17 protein-coding genes and 2 pseudogenes are annotated in these 15016 nt (G+C 72.4%); 5 read left to right on the forward strand and 14 right to left on the reverse strand.

Features of this window, described 5'->3' with window-relative positions; all coding sequences use genetic code 11:
• Window positions 1–620, reverse strand: a 620-nt coding sequence (locus tag C1J00_RS23405) for a chorismate-binding protein (RefSeq protein ID WP_500691483.1), incomplete at its 3' end; no start/stop codon positions are given.
• Between the two features lie 11 nt (window positions 621–631).
• Complete coding sequence (hisI, locus tag C1J00_RS23410) at window positions 632–1075, reverse strand: phosphoribosyl-AMP cyclohydrolase (protein WP_180989660.1); 444 nt, start codon at window positions 1073–1075, stop codon at window positions 632–634.
• A gap of 84 nt (window positions 1076–1159) precedes the next feature.
• Here hisI and C1J00_RS23415 point away from each other — a divergent pair, with 84 nt between their 5' ends.
• Entirely contained in the window at window positions 1160–1795 is a 636-nt protein-coding gene (locus C1J00_RS23415; protein ID WP_102911025.1) for a TIGR03085 family metal-binding protein, read from the forward strand.
• Window positions 1796–1852: 57 nt separating this feature from the next.
• Here C1J00_RS23415 and hisF read toward each other — a convergent pair whose 3' ends face one another.
• The 8 genes from hisF to hisD are packed head-to-tail and all read right to left on the reverse strand — an operon-like array spanning window position 1853 to window position 7568.
• Window positions 1853–2608, reverse strand: a complete 756-nt coding sequence (hisF, locus tag C1J00_RS23420; RefSeq protein WP_102911026.1) for an imidazole glycerol phosphate synthase subunit HisF — start codon at window positions 2606–2608, stop codon at window positions 1853–1855.
• A 13-nt stretch (window positions 2609–2621) separates the two neighbouring features.
• Window positions 2622–3023, reverse strand: coding sequence for a RidA family protein (locus tag C1J00_RS23425; protein WP_102911027.1), 402 nt, complete (start codon window positions 3021–3023; stop codon window positions 2622–2624).
• Window positions 3020–3745 (reverse strand): bifunctional 1-(5-phosphoribosyl)-5-((5-phosphoribosylamino)methylideneamino)imidazole-4-carboxamide isomerase/phosphoribosylanthranilate isomerase PriA, encoded by a 726-nt coding sequence (gene priA / locus C1J00_RS23430; RefSeq protein WP_102911028.1) that lies wholly within the window; start codon window positions 3743–3745, stop codon window positions 3020–3022. Before priA ends, C1J00_RS23425 begins: the two co-directional genes overlap by 4 nt.
• Window positions 3742–4386, reverse strand: coding sequence for an imidazole glycerol phosphate synthase subunit HisH (hisH, locus tag C1J00_RS23435; protein WP_439333432.1), 645 nt, complete (start codon window positions 4384–4386; stop codon window positions 3742–3744). Before hisH ends, priA begins: the two co-directional genes overlap by 4 nt.
• On the reverse strand, window positions 4383–4547 hold the full coding sequence (locus C1J00_RS45410) for a CG2302 family histidine operon protein (RefSeq protein WP_180989661.1): 165 nt from the start codon (window positions 4545–4547) through the stop codon (window positions 4383–4385). Before C1J00_RS45410 ends, hisH begins: the two co-directional genes overlap by 4 nt.
• Window positions 4544–5137, reverse strand: a complete 594-nt coding sequence (gene hisB, locus C1J00_RS23440; protein WP_003989586.1) for an imidazoleglycerol-phosphate dehydratase HisB — start codon at window positions 5135–5137, stop codon at window positions 4544–4546. The genes C1J00_RS45410 and hisB overlap by 4 nt, the downstream gene beginning before the upstream one ends.
• Window positions 5134–6246 (reverse strand): histidinol-phosphate transaminase, encoded by a 1113-nt coding sequence (locus tag C1J00_RS23445; RefSeq protein ID WP_102911030.1) that lies wholly within the window; start codon window positions 6244–6246, stop codon window positions 5134–5136. The genes hisB and C1J00_RS23445 overlap by 4 nt, the downstream gene beginning before the upstream one ends.
• On the reverse strand, window positions 6243–7568 hold the full coding sequence (gene hisD, locus C1J00_RS23450; protein ID WP_102911031.1) for a histidinol dehydrogenase: 1326 nt from the start codon (window positions 7566–7568) through the stop codon (window positions 6243–6245). The genes C1J00_RS23445 and hisD overlap by 4 nt, the downstream gene beginning before the upstream one ends.
• A gap of 178 nt (window positions 7569–7746) precedes the next feature.
• Between hisD and C1J00_RS23455 the strand changes: the two genes are divergently transcribed.
• The 4 genes and pseudogenes from C1J00_RS23455 (at window position 7747) to ybaK (ending at window position 11738) form a co-directional block, all read left to right on the forward strand.
• The gene (locus tag C1J00_RS23455) at window positions 7747–9324 is read left to right on the forward strand and encodes an oxidoreductase (protein ID WP_102911032.1); all 1578 of its coding nucleotides are present in this window, start codon (window positions 7747–7749) and stop codon (window positions 9322–9324) included.
• Window positions 9325–9445: 121 nt separating this feature from the next.
• Window positions 9446–10477 (forward strand): hypothetical protein, encoded by a 1032-nt coding sequence (locus tag C1J00_RS23460; protein ID WP_102911033.1) that lies wholly within the window; start codon window positions 9446–9448, stop codon window positions 10475–10477.
• An 11-nt stretch (window positions 10478–10488) separates the two neighbouring features.
• Window positions 10489–11230 (forward strand): annotated as a pseudogene (locus tag C1J00_RS23465) (LON peptidase substrate-binding domain-containing protein).
• A 10-nt stretch (window positions 11231–11240) separates the two neighbouring features.
• The gene (gene ybaK / locus C1J00_RS23470) at window positions 11241–11738 is read left to right on the forward strand and encodes a Cys-tRNA(Pro) deacylase (protein ID WP_102911034.1); all 498 of its coding nucleotides are present in this window, start codon (window positions 11241–11243) and stop codon (window positions 11736–11738) included.
• A gap of 74 nt (window positions 11739–11812) precedes the next feature.
• On the opposite strand, the gene C1J00_RS23475 is transcribed toward ybaK, so the two are convergent.
• The 4 genes and pseudogenes from C1J00_RS23475 to C1J00_RS23490 all read right to left on the reverse strand — a co-directional run.
• Window positions 11813–12511, reverse strand: coding sequence for an AAA family ATPase (locus C1J00_RS23475; RefSeq protein ID WP_102911035.1), 699 nt, complete (start codon window positions 12509–12511; stop codon window positions 11813–11815).
• A 56-nt stretch (window positions 12512–12567) separates the two neighbouring features.
• Window positions 12568–13389, reverse strand: a complete 822-nt coding sequence (locus C1J00_RS23480; protein WP_180989662.1) for an ABC transporter permease — start codon at window positions 13387–13389, stop codon at window positions 12568–12570.
• 103 nt (window positions 13390–13492) lie between these two features.
• Window positions 13493–14467, reverse strand: a complete 975-nt coding sequence (locus C1J00_RS23485; RefSeq protein WP_102911037.1) for an ABC transporter ATP-binding protein — start codon at window positions 14465–14467, stop codon at window positions 13493–13495.
• 133 nt (window positions 14468–14600) lie between these two features.
• A pseudogene (locus tag C1J00_RS23490) lies at window positions 14601–15016 on the reverse strand (NYN domain-containing protein); the annotation flags it as partial.

Genomic DNA, 15016 nt, shown 5'->3' on the forward strand with positions numbered 1-15016 from the left:
GCCGGGGGCTGGGCGACCGGGCGGGACAGGTCGGCCTCCATGGCGTCGAGGCGGGCCACGGCGTCGGCGTGGGCCTCGTCGACGCCGGTGTCCAGGTCGTTGTGGTTGATCGCGTTGGCGATCAGCAGGACCGAGCCCTCCCAGTGGTCCATGACGGCCAGGTCGCTGGTGAGGAGCATGGTCAGCTCGGGCAGCTTCAGGTCGTCGCGCTCGCCGGGGCCGATCTTCTCCAGGCGGCGGACGATGTCGTAGCCGAGGTAGCCGACCATGCCGCCGGTGAAGGGCGGCATGCCCTCCTGGTGCGGTGTGTGCAGGGCCTCGATGGTGGCGCGCAGGGCGGCGAGGGGGTCGCCGTCCGTGGGGACGCCGACGGGTGGGGCGCCGCGCCAGTGGGCCTGCCCGTCGCGTGCGGTCAGCGTGGCGGCGGACCGCACGCCGACGAAGGAGTACCGGGACCAGGAGCGGCCGTTTTCCGCGGACTCCAGCAGGAAGGTGCCGGGGCGTTCGGCGGCGAGCTTGCGGTAGAGCGCGACCGGGGTGTCGCCGTCGGCGAGGAGCTTGCGGGTGACGGGGACGACCCGCCGGTCGGTGGCGAGCTTGCGGAAGGTCTCGAGGTCCATGGCGGCTGACCTTACTGATCCGTGGCGGAGCCGTCGGGACCGCCGTCCTTGAGGAGGACGTCCTCGTCGAAGCAGGTGCGCGCGCCGGTGTGGCAGGCGGCGCCGACCTGGTCGACCTTGACGAGCACGGTGTCGGCGTCGCAGTCCAGGGCGACGGACTTCACCCACTGGACGTGGCCGGAGGTGTCGCCCTTGACCCAGTACTCGCGGCGGCTGCGCGACCAGTAGGTGCAGCGGCCGGTGGTCAGGGTGCGATGCAGCGCCTCGTCGTCCATCCAGCCGAGCATGAGCACCTCGCCGGTGTCGTACTGCTGGGCGATGGCGGGCAGGAGGCCGTCGGGGCTGCGCTTGAGGCGCGCGGCGATCTCCGGGGCGAGGCGACCGGATGGGGCACTGTGGCGCGAAGCGCCTGCGTGGGGGGCGGTGGCCGGGCGACGGGCGGGCGTGCTGGTCATGACGACCATTGTGCCGCGCGCCACTGACGGGCCCGGTGGAGTGTCCACTGGGCGGACCGGGGCGCCGGCCGTAGGCTGGGCCGCATGTCGACCCATGCCAAGCGTGAACGACTCCTCCTCGCCGATTTGTTGGAGACCGCGGGCCCTGACGCGCCCACCCTGTGCGAGGGCTGGACCACCCGGGACCTGGCCGCGCACGTGGTGGTGCGCGAACGCCGTCCGGACGCCGCCGGCGGGATGCTGATCAAGCAGCTCGCGGCGCGCCTGGACAAGGTGATGGCGGAGTACACCGACAAGCCGTACGAGGAGCTGATCCAGCTGATCCGTACGGGCCCTCCGCGTTTCTCCCCCTTCTCCCTGAAGCCGGTCGACGAGGCGTCGAACATCATCGAGTTCTACGTCCACACCGAGGACGTGCGCCGCGCCCAGCCCGACTGGTCGCCGCGCGATCTCGACCCGGTCTTCCAGGACGCCCTGTGGTCCCGTCTGGAGCGCACCGCCCGGCTGATGGGCCGCGGCGTCCCGACGGGCCTGGTCCTGCGCCGCCCCGACGGCCAGACGGCGGTCGCGCACCGCGGCGCCCCGGTGGTCACCGTGACCGGCGAGCCGTCCGAACTGGTCCTGTTCTCCTACGGCCGGCAGAGCGCGGCCAAGGTCGGCCTGGACGGCGACGAGAACGCGATCGCGAAGCTCCAGGAGTCGAAGCAGCTTGGCATCTGAGGGCGTGGGAAAGCCCCGGCCGCGGCGCGCGGCCGGGGCTCCCGGCGGACGGGGGTGTCACCGCACCGGGTGACCCGCCCCCCGCAGCGTCTCCTTGACCTGGCCGATGCGCAGGTCGCCGAAGTGGAACACCGACGCGGCCAGCACCGCGTCCGCGCCGGCCTCGACGGCCGGGGGGAAGTCGGTGAGCCGGCCGGCGCCGCCCGAGGCGATGACCGGGACCGTGACGTGCCCCCGGACCGCCCGGATCATCTCCAGGTCGTAGCCGTCCTTGGTGCCGTCCGCGTCCATCGAGTTGAGCAGGATCTCGCCCGCGCCGAGTTCCGCGGCCCGGTGCGCCCATTCGACGGCGTCGATGCCGGTGCCTTCGCGGCCTCCGTGGGTGGTCACCTCGAAGGAGCCCGACCCGGTGCGGCGGGCGTCCACCGACAGGACGAGGACCTGGCGGCCGAAGCGCTCGGCGATCTCGCGGATCAGGTCGGGGCGGGCGATGGCGGCGGTGTTGACGCCGACCTTGTCCGCGCCCGCCCGCAGCAGCTTGTCCACGTCCTCGGGGGTACGGACGCCGCCGCCGACGGTGAGCGGGATGAACACCTGCTCGGCCGTGCGGCGCACGACGTCGTACGTGGTCTCGCGGTTGCCCGACGAGGCGGTGATGTCCAGGAACGTCAGCTCGTCGGCGCCCTCGGCGTCGTACACCTTGGCCATCTCGACGGGGTCGCCCGCGTCGCGCAGGTTCTGGAAGTTGACGCCCTTGACGACCCGGCCGTTGTCCACGTCCAGGCAGGGGATGACTCGGACCGCCAGGGTCATGAATCGTGCTCCTCTAGTGTTCCTCTGAGGGTGTCCCTCTGAATGCTTCCACTTCCACCGACACCAGGACCCGGGAGTCCATGAAGCCCTGCACGATCAGCAGGGTCGTGACCGGGCGTACGGTGTCGAACAGTTCCTTGTGGGCCCGGCCCACCGCGTCGACGTCCCGGGCGTGTGCCAGGCACACACGGGTGCGGATCACGGACTCGGGGGTGAGCCCGAACTCGCCGATCGCCTCCAGGGCGGTGGTGAAGGCCACCTTGGTCTGCTCGTACGGGTCGCCCTCGCCGTAGAGGACGTCGCCCTTGAAGGCGGTCGTGCCCGCTACCAGCACACGGTCGCCCGCCGCTACGGCGCGTGCAAAACCGAAGGATTCTTCCCAGGGACTTCCGCTCTGCACACGCGTTACGGTCATGACGACACAGCCTCCAAGGCCTCTTCCAGGGTGAATGCCTTCGCGTACAGCGCTTTCCCGACGATGGCGCCCTCGACACCGAGCGGGACGAGGCCGGCGATGGCTCGCAGGTCGTCGAGCGAGGAAACCCCGCCGGAGGCCACGACCGGGCGGTCGGTGGCGGCGCAGACGTTGCGCAGCAGTTCCAGGTTCGGCCCCTGGAGGGTGCCGTCCTTGGCGATGTCGGTGACGACGTACCGGGCGCAGCCCTCCTTGTCGAGGCGCTCCAGCGTCTCGTAGAGGTCGCCGCCGTCGCGGGTCCAGCCGCGGCCGCGCAGGGTCGTGCCGCGGACGTCGAGACCGACCGCGATCTTGTCGCCGTGCTCGGCGATGACCTTGGCGACCCACTCCGGGGTCTCCAGGGCGGCCGTGCCCAGGTTGACGCGCTTGCAACCGGTGGCGAGGGCGGCAGCGAGGGTGTCGTCGTCGCGGATGCCGCCGGACAGCTCCACCTTGATGTCCATCGCGTTCGCGACCTCGGCGATGAGCTCGCGGTTGTTCCCGGTGCCGAACGCGGCGTCCAGGTCGACCAGGTGCAGCCACTCGGCGCCGGAGCGCTGCCAGGCGAGGGCGGCCTCCAGCGGGGAGCCGTAGGAGGTCTCCGAGCCGGACTCGCCGTGCACCAGGCGGACGGCCTGGCCGTCCCGGACGTCCACGGCGGGGAGGAGTTCGAGCTTGCTCACAGTGTTCCGATCCAGTTGGTGAGGAGCTGGGCTCCGGCGTCGCCGGACTTCTCGGGGTGGAACTGCGTGGCCCACAGGGCGCCGTTCTCGACGGCCGCGACGAACGGCTTGCCGTGGGTGGACCAGGTGACCTTGGGGGCCTCGATCGCCGGGTTGAGCGTCTCCAGCGACCAGTCGTGCACGGCGTAGGAGTGCACGAAGTAGAAGCGGGCGTCCGCGTCTAGGCCTGCGAACAGCCGCGAACCGGGCGCCGCCTCGACGGTGTTCCAGCCCATGTGGGGCACGACCTGGGCCTGGAGCGGCTCGACCGAGCCGGGCCACTCGTCGAGGCCCTCGCTCTCCACGCCGTGCTCGATGCCGCGCGCGAAGAGGATCTGCATGCCGACGCAGATGCCCATGACCGGGCGGCCGCCGGACAGCCGGCGGTCGACGATCCAGTCGCCGCGCGCCTCGCGCAGGCCCGCCATGCAGGAGGCGAAGGCACCGACGCCGGGCACGAGCAGGCCGTCGGCGTTCATGGCCTTGTCGTAGTCGCGCGTGATCTCGACGTCGGCCCCGGCGCGGGCGAGGGCGCGCTCGGCGGAACGGACGTTGCCGAAGCCGTAGTCGAAGACCACCACGTTCTTCCGAGGGGCGCTCAATTCCACACCTCCAGCCTCACGACTCCGGCCGCCAGGCACATCGCGGCGCCGATCGACAGCAGCACGATCAGGCCCTTGGGCATCTTCTGCTTGATGAAGGAGTAGATCCCGCCGGCGAGGAAGAGACCGACGACGATCAGCAGGGTCGACGTGCCGTTCACAGGGCGCCCTTCGTGGACGGGAGGATGCCGGCCGCGCGCGGGTCGCGCTCGGACGCGTACCGCAGGGCCCGGGCGAGCGCCTTGAACTGACACTCCACGATGTGGTGCGCGTTGCGTCCGTAGGGCACGTGCACGTGCAGGGCGATCTGCGCCTGGGCCACGAAGGATTCCAGGATGTGCCGGGTCATGGTGGTGTCGTACTCGCCGATCATCGGCGCCATCTTCTCGGGCTCGGTGTGCACGAGGTAGGGGCGGCCGGACAAGTCGACGGTGACCTGGGCGAGGGACTCGTCCAGGGGGACCGTGCAGTTGCCGAAGCGGTAGATGCCCACCTTGTCGCCGAGGGCCTGCTTGAAGGCGGCGCCCAGGGCGAGGGCGGTGTCCTCGATGGTGTGGTGCGAGTCGATGTGCAGATCGCCCTCGGTCTTCACGGTGAGGTCGAACAGACCGTGCCGGCCGAGCTGGTCGAGCATGTGGTCGTAGAAGCCGACGCCGGTGGAGATCTCCGTCTTGCCGGTGCCGTCGAGGTCGATCTCGACGAGGACCGAGGTCTCCTTGGTCGTCCGCTCCACGCGTCCGGTGCGGCTCATGAACTCTGCTCCTTCTTCAGTGCACGTACCGCGTCGAGGAACGCGTCGTTCTCTTCGGGGGTTCCGGCGGTGACCCGGAGCCGGCCGGGCACGCCGTTGTCCCGGACCAGGACGCCCCGGTCGAGGATCTTCCGCCAGGCCTCGTGGGAGTCCTCGAACCGGCCGAACTGCACGAAGTTCGCGTCCGACGCGGTCACCTCGTAGCCGATCGCCAGCAGTTCGGTGACCAGGCGGTCCCGTTCGGTCTTGAGCTGTTCGACATAGCCCAACAGCGTGTCGGTGTGCTCCAGCGCGGCCAGGGCGGTCGCCTGGGTCACGGCCGACAGGTGGTAGGGCAGCCGGACCAGCTGGACGGCGTCGACGACGGCGGGGTGCGCCGCGAGGTAGCCCAGGCGCAGGCCCGCCGCGCCGAAGGCCTTCGACATCGTGCGGGAGACGACGAGGTTCGGGCGGCCCGCCAGCAGCGGCAGCAGGGAGTCGCCGTGGCTGAACTCGATGTACGCCTCGTCGATCACCACCATCGAGGGCTTCGCCGCCTGCGCGGCCTCGTACAGCGCGAGGACCGTCTCGGGCGGGACGGCGGTGCCGGTGGGGTTGTTGGGGGTCGTGATGAAGACGACGTCCGGCTGGTTCTCGGCGATGACCTTCCGGGCGGCGGCGAGGTCGATGGTGAAGTCCTCGTTGCGGGGGCCGGAGATCCAGCCGGTGCCCGTGCCGCGCGAGATGAGGCCGTGCATCGAGTACGACGGCTCGAAGCCGATGGCCGTGCGGCCCGGTCCGCCGAAGGTCTGCAGCAGTTGCTGGATGACCTCGTTGGAGCCGTTGGCCGCCCAGACGTCGGCCACGCCGACTTCATGGCCGGAGGTGTCGGTGAGGTACTTCGCGAGCTGAGTGCGCAGATCGACCGCGTCCCGGTCCGGGTAGCGGTTGAGGTTGCGGGCCGCCTCGCGCACCCGCTCGGCGATCCGTTCGACCAGCGGCTCGGGCAGTGGGTAGGGGTTCTCGTTGGTGTTCAGCCGTACGGGGACGTCCAGCTGGGGCGCGCCGTAGGGGGACTTGCCGCGCAGCTCGTCCCGTACGGGGAGATCGTCGATGCGTACGTCGTTCACTTGCCCTGGGGAACCTTCCAGTCGAACCTCGCCTTGATCGCCGCGCCGTGGGCCGGCAGGTCCTCCGCCTCGGCCAGCGTGACCACGTGGTGCGCGACGTCCGCCAGCGCGTCCCGCGTGTAGTCGACGATGTGGATGCCGCGCAGGAAGGACTGGACGGACAGGCCCGAGGAGTGGCAGGCGCAGCCGCCGGTGGGCAGGACGTGGTTGGAGCCGGCCGCGTAGTCGCCGAGGGAGACCGGGGCCCAGGGGCCGATGAAGATCGCGCCGGCGTTGCGGACCCGGTCGGCGACGGCGGCGGCGTCGGCCGTCTGGATCTCCAGGTGCTCGGCGCCGTACGCGTCGACCACCTTGAGGCCCTCGTCGACACCGTCGACCAGCACGATCGCGGACTGCCTGCCGGACAGGGCCGGGACGATCCGGTCGTCGACGTGCCTGGTGGCCGCGACCTGCGGCTCCAGTTCCTTCTCGACAGCGTCGGCGAGCTCGACGGAGTCGGTGACGAGGACGGCGGCGGCCAGCGGGTCGTGCTCGGCCTGGCTGATCAGGTCGGAGGCGACGTGCACCGGGTCGGCCGTGTCGTCGGCGAGGACCGCGATCTCGGTCGGCCCGGCCTCGGCGTCGATGCCGATCCTGCCGGTGAAGTAGCGCTTGGCTGCGGCGACCCAGATGTTGCCGGGGCCGGTGACCATGTTCGCGGGGGCGCAGGACTCGGTACCGTAGGCGAACATCGCGACGGCCGTGGCGCCGCCGGCGGCGTACACCTCGTCGACGCCGAGCAGCGCGCAGGCGGCGAGGATCGTCGGGTGCGGCAGGCCGCCGAAGCCGGCCTGGGCGGGTGAGGCGAGCGCGACGGATCCGACGCCGGCCTCCTGCGCGGGCACCACGTTCATGATCACGGACGACGGGTACACGGACCGGCCTCCGGGCGCGTAGAGCCCGACGCGATCGACCGGCACCCACTTCTCGGTGACGCTGCCGCCGGGCACGACCTGGGTGGTGCGCGTCTCGCGGCGCTGCTCGCGGTGGACGATCCGGGCGCGGCGGATGGACTCCTCCAGGGCGGCGCGTACGGCCGGGTCGAGCTCCTCCAGCGCGCGCGTGAGCGCTGCGGCCGGCACCCGGACCTGGTCGAGCCGGACCCCGTCGAACCGCTCGGCGGCGTCGATCAGCGCCGCGTCGCCCCGATGATGCACGTCCTCGCAGATCGGACGCACCTTCTCCAGGGCGGCCGCTACGTCGAAGTCGGCTCGGGGCAGCAGGTCACGCAGGGCGGGGCCGTCGACAAGGGCATCGCCGCGCAGATCGATTCGGGAGATCACGTGCCCAATTCTCTCAGACCCGGGTGAGGCGCCGTTCGCGCGTATCAATGGCTGATACAGAAACCCGCGGGAACGCGGAGGATCTCCTTCACTTTGCGTGTTCGGCGCGTCACACAGTGGGCATGAACAGGTGTACGAGGTAAGTGACCCGCGAGTACCCGGGGAGGATGGAAAAGCTGTGACCGAGGGGGCCGGCGTCCGTGCCGGGGATCCGCCCGACGACCTGACCGCGACCGAGACCGGCATGTGGCAGGCCTTCCGCAACGGCACCGTGTACGACCTGAGCAGCGGCGACGCCCTGGAGGACGATCCGCACGGCGGCCGTCCGTGGGGCGAGGAGCGGACCGTCCGGGCCCGGGTCGTGTGCTGGCTGCTCCTCGACGGCCCGCCCGCCCTGGCCGGCCGCGTGTCGTCGCTGAAGCTGATCGGCGTGCGGGTCAGCGGCTCGCTGGACCTCGCGGGCGGCACCGTCGTGCCCTACGTCGAGATGCGCCGGTGCCGGTTCGAGCAGGACGTACTGCTGCCGGAGGCCCGCTTCACCACCCTGCGGATGGTGGACTGCTCCGTGCCGCGGCTGGAGGCGGCCCGGGTGCAAACGGAGGGTGATCTCCATCTGCCGCGCTGCCGCTTCCACCACGGCATCCGGCTCACGGACGCGCAGATCGGCACGGACCTGATGCTCAACCAGGCGATCGCGCACCGGGACCACAGCGGCCGGTCGATCGCGGCGGACGGCCTGACCGTCGGCCAGGACCTACAGGCCGAGCTGCTGGAGTCGCACGGCGAGCTGAGCCTGCGCGCCGCCACCATCGGCGTCTCCCTGAGCCTGCGCGGGGCGCGTCTGTCCCATCCCTTCGAGCGGCTCGCGCTGAACGCCCCGCAGCTGACCGTCGAGCGCAGCCTGTATCTGACACCGGCGGGGGTCGGCGCCCAGGCGATGAGCGGGATGACCCCGGCGCGGGGGACGCGGATCCAGCGCTTCGCGTGCGAGGGCGGGATCCGGCTGGACGACGGCCGGTTCGGCGACGCCGTCGACTTCGAGCAGGCCCGGTTCACCCTCACGGACGACCAGGAGCTGTCGCTGCGCCGGGTGCAGACGCCGGAGCTGCGGTTCCTCGGGGAGCAGCCGGCGCGCGGCCGGGTGGTGCTGTCCGGGGCGAGGGTCGTCAACCTGATGGACCGGGCGGACGCCTGGCCGGGCCCCGGGCGGCTGCACATGGGCGGCTTCGCCTACGAGAACCTCGTGCCGCGCGGGCCGTTCCCGCTGGCCGAGCGGCTGGACTGGGTGGCCGCGGCGACCGCCGAGTACAACCCGGAGCCGTACGAGCGGCTCGCGGCCGTACTGCGGGCCGGCGGCGAGGACGAGGACGCCCGGGAGGTGCTGCTCGCCAAGCAGCGCCGGCATCGCGAGAGCCTGCCGATGGCGGCCAAGCTCTGGGGGTACGCGCAGGACTGGACGGTCGCCTACGGATACCGGCCGGGCCGGGCCGCGGTGTGGATGGCGGTGCTGTGGGCGGCGGGGTCCCTGGCGTTCGCTCGGGCCGGGCATCCGCCGATGAAGCGGGGCGAGCACCCGGAGTGGAACCCCACGCTCTTCACCCTCGACCTGCTGCTGCCGGTCATCGACCTGGGCCAGGTGGGCTTCTGGCAGTTGCGCGGGGGCTGGCAGTGGCTGGCGGCGGCGATGATCCTGCTGGGCTGGGTCCTGGCGACGACGGTGGCGGCGGGCGCGACGCGGCTGCTGCGGCGAAACTGATGGTGCTGGTGTGGTCACAGTTATGGAACCGTCATGGTTTTACGCTCTCTTGACCATCGGATGTACAACTTTCCGTAGGTTCCATGAACAGTCTGGCGCCGTCACGACCAGCCGACCTTCAATGGTCGGCACCATGGCAATGCAGCTCCCGTTCATCCGCGCGAGCCGGATGGCAAGGCCCGCCCCCCACCTCGTCGGCGAGCCGCGCACCGACGACGAGGTGCTGCTCGACGCACCCGACGCCCGGCTGAGTCCGGCCCTGGTCGCCGCCGCCCGGGGCGACCACGGCCCGGCCGCCGCGCTGCTCCTGGCCACGCGCGCGGCAGCCGAGTGGGAGCGGCGCGACCGGTACGTCACCCGGCTGGCCGCCTTCGCACGCTCGCGGCCCGAATGGCTGGACGCCTGGCTCGCCACCGCCCCGCAGGACCCCGACGCGCTCCTGGTCGGGGCCCAGCTGGCGGTGGACCGCGCCTGGCAGTCACCGGCCCGGGCCGAGCTGCTGCGCGAGGTGAGCCCGCTGATCACGGCCGCGGCCAGGGGCGACCAGCGGGACCCGGTGCCGTGGCGACTCGCGCTCGACCACGCCCGGGGCGCACAGGCCGGGCACACCTACTTCGAGGAACTGTGGGCGGCGGCCGTCCGCCGTGCCCCGCACCACTACGGGTGCCATGTGGCGGCCCTGCGCTACCTGGCCACCTACTGGCACGGCTCGCACCGCGAGTGCTTCGACTTCGCCGACCGGGCCGCCCAGGACGCTCCCGCCGGCGCGCTCGTCCAGGCCCTGCCGCTGCGGGCGGCCTTCGGCTATCTCACCGACGGCTGCGGGCCCGAGATCCCCCGCGAGCGGCTGGACACGGCGGCCGACCGGGCGATCGCGCTCTCCCCGCGGCTGCCGGCGGCCGACCCCTGGCCGGCCCGGATGCGCAACCTGCTGATCTTCGTCCTGGTGCGCCTGGAGCGCTGGCAGGACGCCACCGAGCAGCTGCGCCTGAACGGCCCGTACGCCACCTCTTTCCCCTGGGAGCGGGTGTCGGACGACCCCCTCGGGCACTTCCTTCGGGTGCGCGAGGACATCCAGGTCGGGGCGGCCGTGAACCCCTCCTGGCATCCACGGAGTGAACGGGGCGGGCCAGTCCGTCCCGGCGACCATTAGGCTTTTGCGTCGTGACCACCGTCCGGCTCCCCCTCTTCCCCCTGAACTCGGTGCTGTTCCCGGGGCTCGTGCTCCCGCTCAACGTCTTCGAGGAGCGGTATCGCGCCATGATGCGCGAGTTGCTGAAGACGTCCGAGGACGAACCGCGCCGGTTCGCCGTCGTGGCGATCCGCGACGGCCACGAGGTGGCCTCGACCGCGCCCGGCATGCCCGACCCGACGGCCCTGCCCGAGCGGGGACCGGCGGCCGGCTTCGGCACGGACCCGGTCAAGGCGTTCCACAAGGTGGGCTGTATCGCGGACGCGGCGACGATCCGGGAGCGCACCGACGGCTCCTTCGAGGTGCTGGCGACCGGCACGACCCGGGTGAAGCTGCTGTCGGTCGAGGCGTCCGGGCCCTTCCTGACGGCCGAGCTGGAGCCGCTGGAGGAGGAACCGGGCGACGAGGCCGCGCCGTTGGCCGAAGGGGTGCTGCGGTCCTTCCGCCAGTACCAGAAGCGGCTGGCCGGGGCGCGGGAGCGGTCCCTGGCGACGGGGGCCGAACTGCCGGACGAGCCGGGCGTGGTGTCGTACCTCGTCGCGGCCGCGATGATGCTGGACACCCCGGCCAAGCAGCGTCTGCTCCAGGCCCCGGACACGGCGTCCCGCCTGCGCGACGAGCTGAAAACTCCTTCGCTCGGAGACGGCGATCATCCGTAGTCTGCCGTCGTTGCCCGCGTCGGAGCTGACGCGCGGCCCGATGAGTCTGAACTGAGCGGATCGGCATGGCGAAGAAGTCGAAGAAGCAGCAGCCAGGCGGCACCCCCGCGACGGTGGCCCTCACGGCGGCGGGCACGGCGTACACGGTCCACTCCTACGACCACGACCCCGCGCACTCCTCCTACGGCGAGGAGGCGGCCGAGGCCATGGGCGTCTGTCCGGACCGCGTGTTCAAGACCCTGGTCGCTGACGTCGACGGCATCCTGACGGTCGCGGTGGTCCCGGTGGCGGGCCGGCTGGACCTGAAGGCCCTTGCGGCGGCCGTGGGCGGCAAGCGCGCGGCGATGGCCGACCCGGCCCTGGCGGAGCGCACGACGGGCTACGTCCGGGGCGGCATCTCGCCCCTGGGCCAGCGCAGGAAGCTGCCGACGGTCCTCGACGCATCCGCCGCGGCGCACGCGACGATCTGCGTGTCGGCGGGCAGGAGGGGCCTGGAGGTGGAGCTCACCCCGGAGGACCTGCGGCGGTTGACCGGGGCGGTTCTGGCGCCTATCGGCCGCTAGCCGCAGACGGCTCCTGGCACGGGTGGAGCTCGCCCCGGAGGACCCGCGGCAGCTGACCGGGGCGGTTCTGGCGCCTATCGGCCGTTAGCCGCGGACGGCTCCTGGTACGGCCCGGCCGCGAATTCCGGTTCCGGATCCCGGGGCCCGAACAACGCCATGAGCCCGAGGTGCAGGACCAGCGCGGCGAGCGGCCAGGCCAGCAACGCCCCCTTGGCGCCCAGCTTCAGGGGGGCGTCGAAGGTCACGCCCCGCCCGACGGCCCGAGCGTGCGCGATCACGTCCTCGGCAGGCCCGAGCCACACCCCGACCCGCCAGGCGAGCAGCGAGCCGAGCAGCCCTCCGAGGGCCAGCCCCACCACCAGCGGCACACCTCCGCGCCGCCGCAGCAGGAAGACGACCAGCGCGCTGACGGCCCCGAAGGCCAGCCCGAGGAGCGTGAAGGTGCCGTCCACCCCGATGCCCTGCTCCCCCTCGGTGTCCTTGAGGTAGACCACCCAGTTCTTCTCCACCACGTCGCCGACGAGCGGCACGTGCGGCGCGAGCCACCACCACAGCACTCCGAGCAGCAGCCCGCTGAGCGCCACGGCCACCGCGATCACGGCGGCCTCCCGCAGTTCCGTCTTCATCCCGGGGCCGTCCTGTCCGTACCAGCCGTGCCCGGCGTACTCGGCGTGCTGGGACCCGGGCGCCGCGGGCCCGGCGGCCGGCGGCTGCCATGAACCCTGTGCGGAGTGTTCATGCGGCGGCGGTGGCGGAGTCAGTGGTGCGGTCACCCTGCCATCGTGCCAGGCCCGCCTGTGTGCCGCGTCACCGGACGACCCCTCCTCACTCACCGAACGGCCGCCCGGCGGTAGGCCCAGGTCGCCACGGCCAGCGAGACGACGCCCACGACGCCGCACACGGCGAGGTCACCGAGCACGAAGGCCCAGTCGGGGTGCGGTCCGAACGTCCGCGCGAAGGCCTCAACGCCGTACGTCGACGGCAGCAGGTCCCGCGTGAAGCGCACGGCCTGAGGCATCCGGTCCGCCGGCAGCACGCCCAGCAGCAGCGCCGCCGACATGCCCAGCTGCCCGAGCAGCGTGGCCAGTTCCGGCCGGGGCGCGAGCAGCCCCAGCGCCGCACCGAGCCCGGCCAGCGCGGCGCCCGCCAGCGGGATCACCGCCATGAGGATCCACAGATGGGCCATCGGCAGTCCGAACAGCACACAGCCGAACACCGCGGTCACGACGGTCCCGGGCACGGTGAACGACGCGTACGCGCCCGCCGCGCCCAGCACCACGGCCGCCGGCGGCACCGGCAGCGTGGCGTAGTGGTCGAGCCCGCCGCTGGCCCGCAGCTGCCCGAAGTACTGCGCGAGCAGGTTCAGCGCGACGAAGGCCACGACGAGGACCGACGACCCGGCGACGACGGCCTGCGCCTCCGCCCCGTCGTCCACGACCCCGCGCATCAGGATCATGATCCCGACCGACTGGAAGGTCGCCACGAACAGCAGCGGGATCCGCGCCACCCTCGCCCGGGACAGCTGGGCCCGGTACACGGCCGCCAGCGACGGCCACAGCCGCGCCCGAGGTCCGAGCTCGGCCGCGCACGCGGCGGGCTCCTCCACGGCCAGGGCACTGCCCGGCAGGACTTCGGCGGGTACGACACTCACGTCGCGCTGCTTCCCTTCGCTGGGGTCCACTGCGGCAGTCGCCTGTTCGGTACGTATGCGGCGGCCGGTGTGCTCACGGCCCGCGCGCCCGGCGCCCTCGTGCTCACACCTTCACCAGCCCCTGCTGGACGGCACCGCCGAGGGCGAGGTACACGTCCTCCAGGCTCGGCGTGGTCAGGGTGAAGTCGTCCAGGGCGGCGAAGGCGGCCCCGCCGGTGACGGTCGCCACGACCGCACGCGCCTCCTCGGGCCCGAGCCGGAGCGTCCAGCGGCGGCCCGACTCCACGACGCGGTCCTTCAGCGCGGCCACCTCGGGCACGTGCAGCGGAGCCGCCTCCCGCCACACCAGGTCGACGCGCACCTCACCGGCGACGCGCTCCTTGAGCCCGACGGGGGTGTCGCAGGCGATCACCCGCCCCCGGTCGAGGACGGCCACCCGGTCCAGCACCGTCTCGGCCTCGATGACGTTGTGGGTGACGAGCAGCACGGTCGTCCCACGCTCGGCCCGGCGCCGGTCCACGGCGGACCACACGGCCCGCCGTGCCACCGGGTCCATGCCGGTGGTCGGCTCGTCGAGCACGAGCAGCGGCCGCTCCCCCACCAGGGCCGCGGCGAAGCACGCCAGGCGCCGCTGGCCCCCGGAGAGCTTCTTCAGCGGCCGCCCGGCGAGCGGCGCGAGCCCCAGTTCGTCCAGGACGGCGTCCCGCTCGGCCCGTGCCCGTCGTACGTCCATGCCGCGCAGCCGCCCGGTGGTCTCGGCGGCGAGCGACACGGTCAGCTCGTCGAGGGCGGTCGACTCCTGCCCGAGGTAGGCGAGGATCCGAGCGGCCCGCTCGGGGTGGCGCACGATGTCGTGCCCGAGGATCTCCACGCCGCCGCGGTCGGGCCGCATCAACCCGGTGAGCTGCCGTACGAGGGTGGACTTGCCGGCGCCGTTCGGCCCGAGCAGGCCGAAGATCTCGCCGCGGCGGATGTCGAGCGTCACGTCGTCGGTGGCCCGGACCTCGGGGGTTCCGGGCGTGCCGCGCCGGCCTCGGACCGCCGGATAGGTCTTGGTCAGCCCGCGCACCGCGCACACGACGTCACCATCGTGCCGAAATGCCTGTGCCGCGCGCTTACTCACAAGGGACGAGACTACGGGGTCGGCGCCCCGGGCCCGCCCTCGGGTCGGTCCGTACCGGGAATTCCGCCGGCGAAGAACCGAGGGATCCTCAGTCGTCGAGGGGTGGGTGCTCCACGCCCGTGCGCACGCTGATCTCCCGCCAGAACCCGGCCCGGATGGCGTACCGGTCCCGCTCGTCGATCTGGTCGTCCTTGTGGGCGAGCAGGCCGAACCGGGCGGCGTAACGCAGCAGCTCCCCGTCGACGCGGTGCGGGATGCGCGGGTACATACCGGACAGTTTCTGCAGGTGGCCCTGGTCTCCGAGGCGCTCCACCCAGCGCCGCGCGAAGACCTGTCCGACCTCGAAGGAATCGCCGCCGACGGTGGTGATGTCCTCCTCGCGGTCGGCCCACCGCTGCTCCGCCGTGGTCAGCTGGGCGAGTGTCGGCATCGAGGCGGCCTCGGGGGGCTCGGCCGTGGGCCGGTCGACCCAGCCTTTGTCGGAGGACCATCGGAGGGTGGCGG

The organism is Streptomyces cahuitamycinicus (assembly GCF_002891435.1).
Taxonomy (GTDB): Bacteria; Actinomycetota; Actinomycetes; order Streptomycetales; family Streptomycetaceae; genus Streptomyces; species Streptomyces cahuitamycinicus.

Coding starts and splice junctions, on each gene's coding strand:
- hisB (WP_003989586.1), bottom strand. CDS start 5,137: ATGAGCCGCACCGGACGCGTGGAGCGGACGACCAAGGAGACCTCGGTC.
- C1J00_RS23415 (WP_102911025.1), top strand. CDS start 1,160: ATGTCGACCCATGCCAAGCGTGAACGACTCCTCCTCGCCGATTTGTTG.
- C1J00_RS23460 (WP_102911033.1), top strand. CDS start 9,446: ATGGTCGGCACCATGGCAATGCAGCTCCCGTTCATCCGCGCGAGCCGG.
- hisI (WP_180989660.1), bottom strand. CDS start 1,075: ATGACCAGCACGCCCGCCCGTCGCCCGGCCACCGCCCCCCACGCAGGC.
- ybaK (WP_102911034.1), top strand. CDS start 11,241: ATGGCGAAGAAGTCGAAGAAGCAGCAGCCAGGCGGCACCCCCGCGACG.
- C1J00_RS23425 (WP_102911027.1), bottom strand. CDS start 3,023: ATGACCGTAACGCGTGTGCAGAGCGGAAGTCCCTGGGAAGAATCCTTC.
- hisF (WP_102911026.1), bottom strand. CDS start 2,608: ATGACCCTGGCGGTCCGAGTCATCCCCTGCCTGGACGTGGACAACGGC.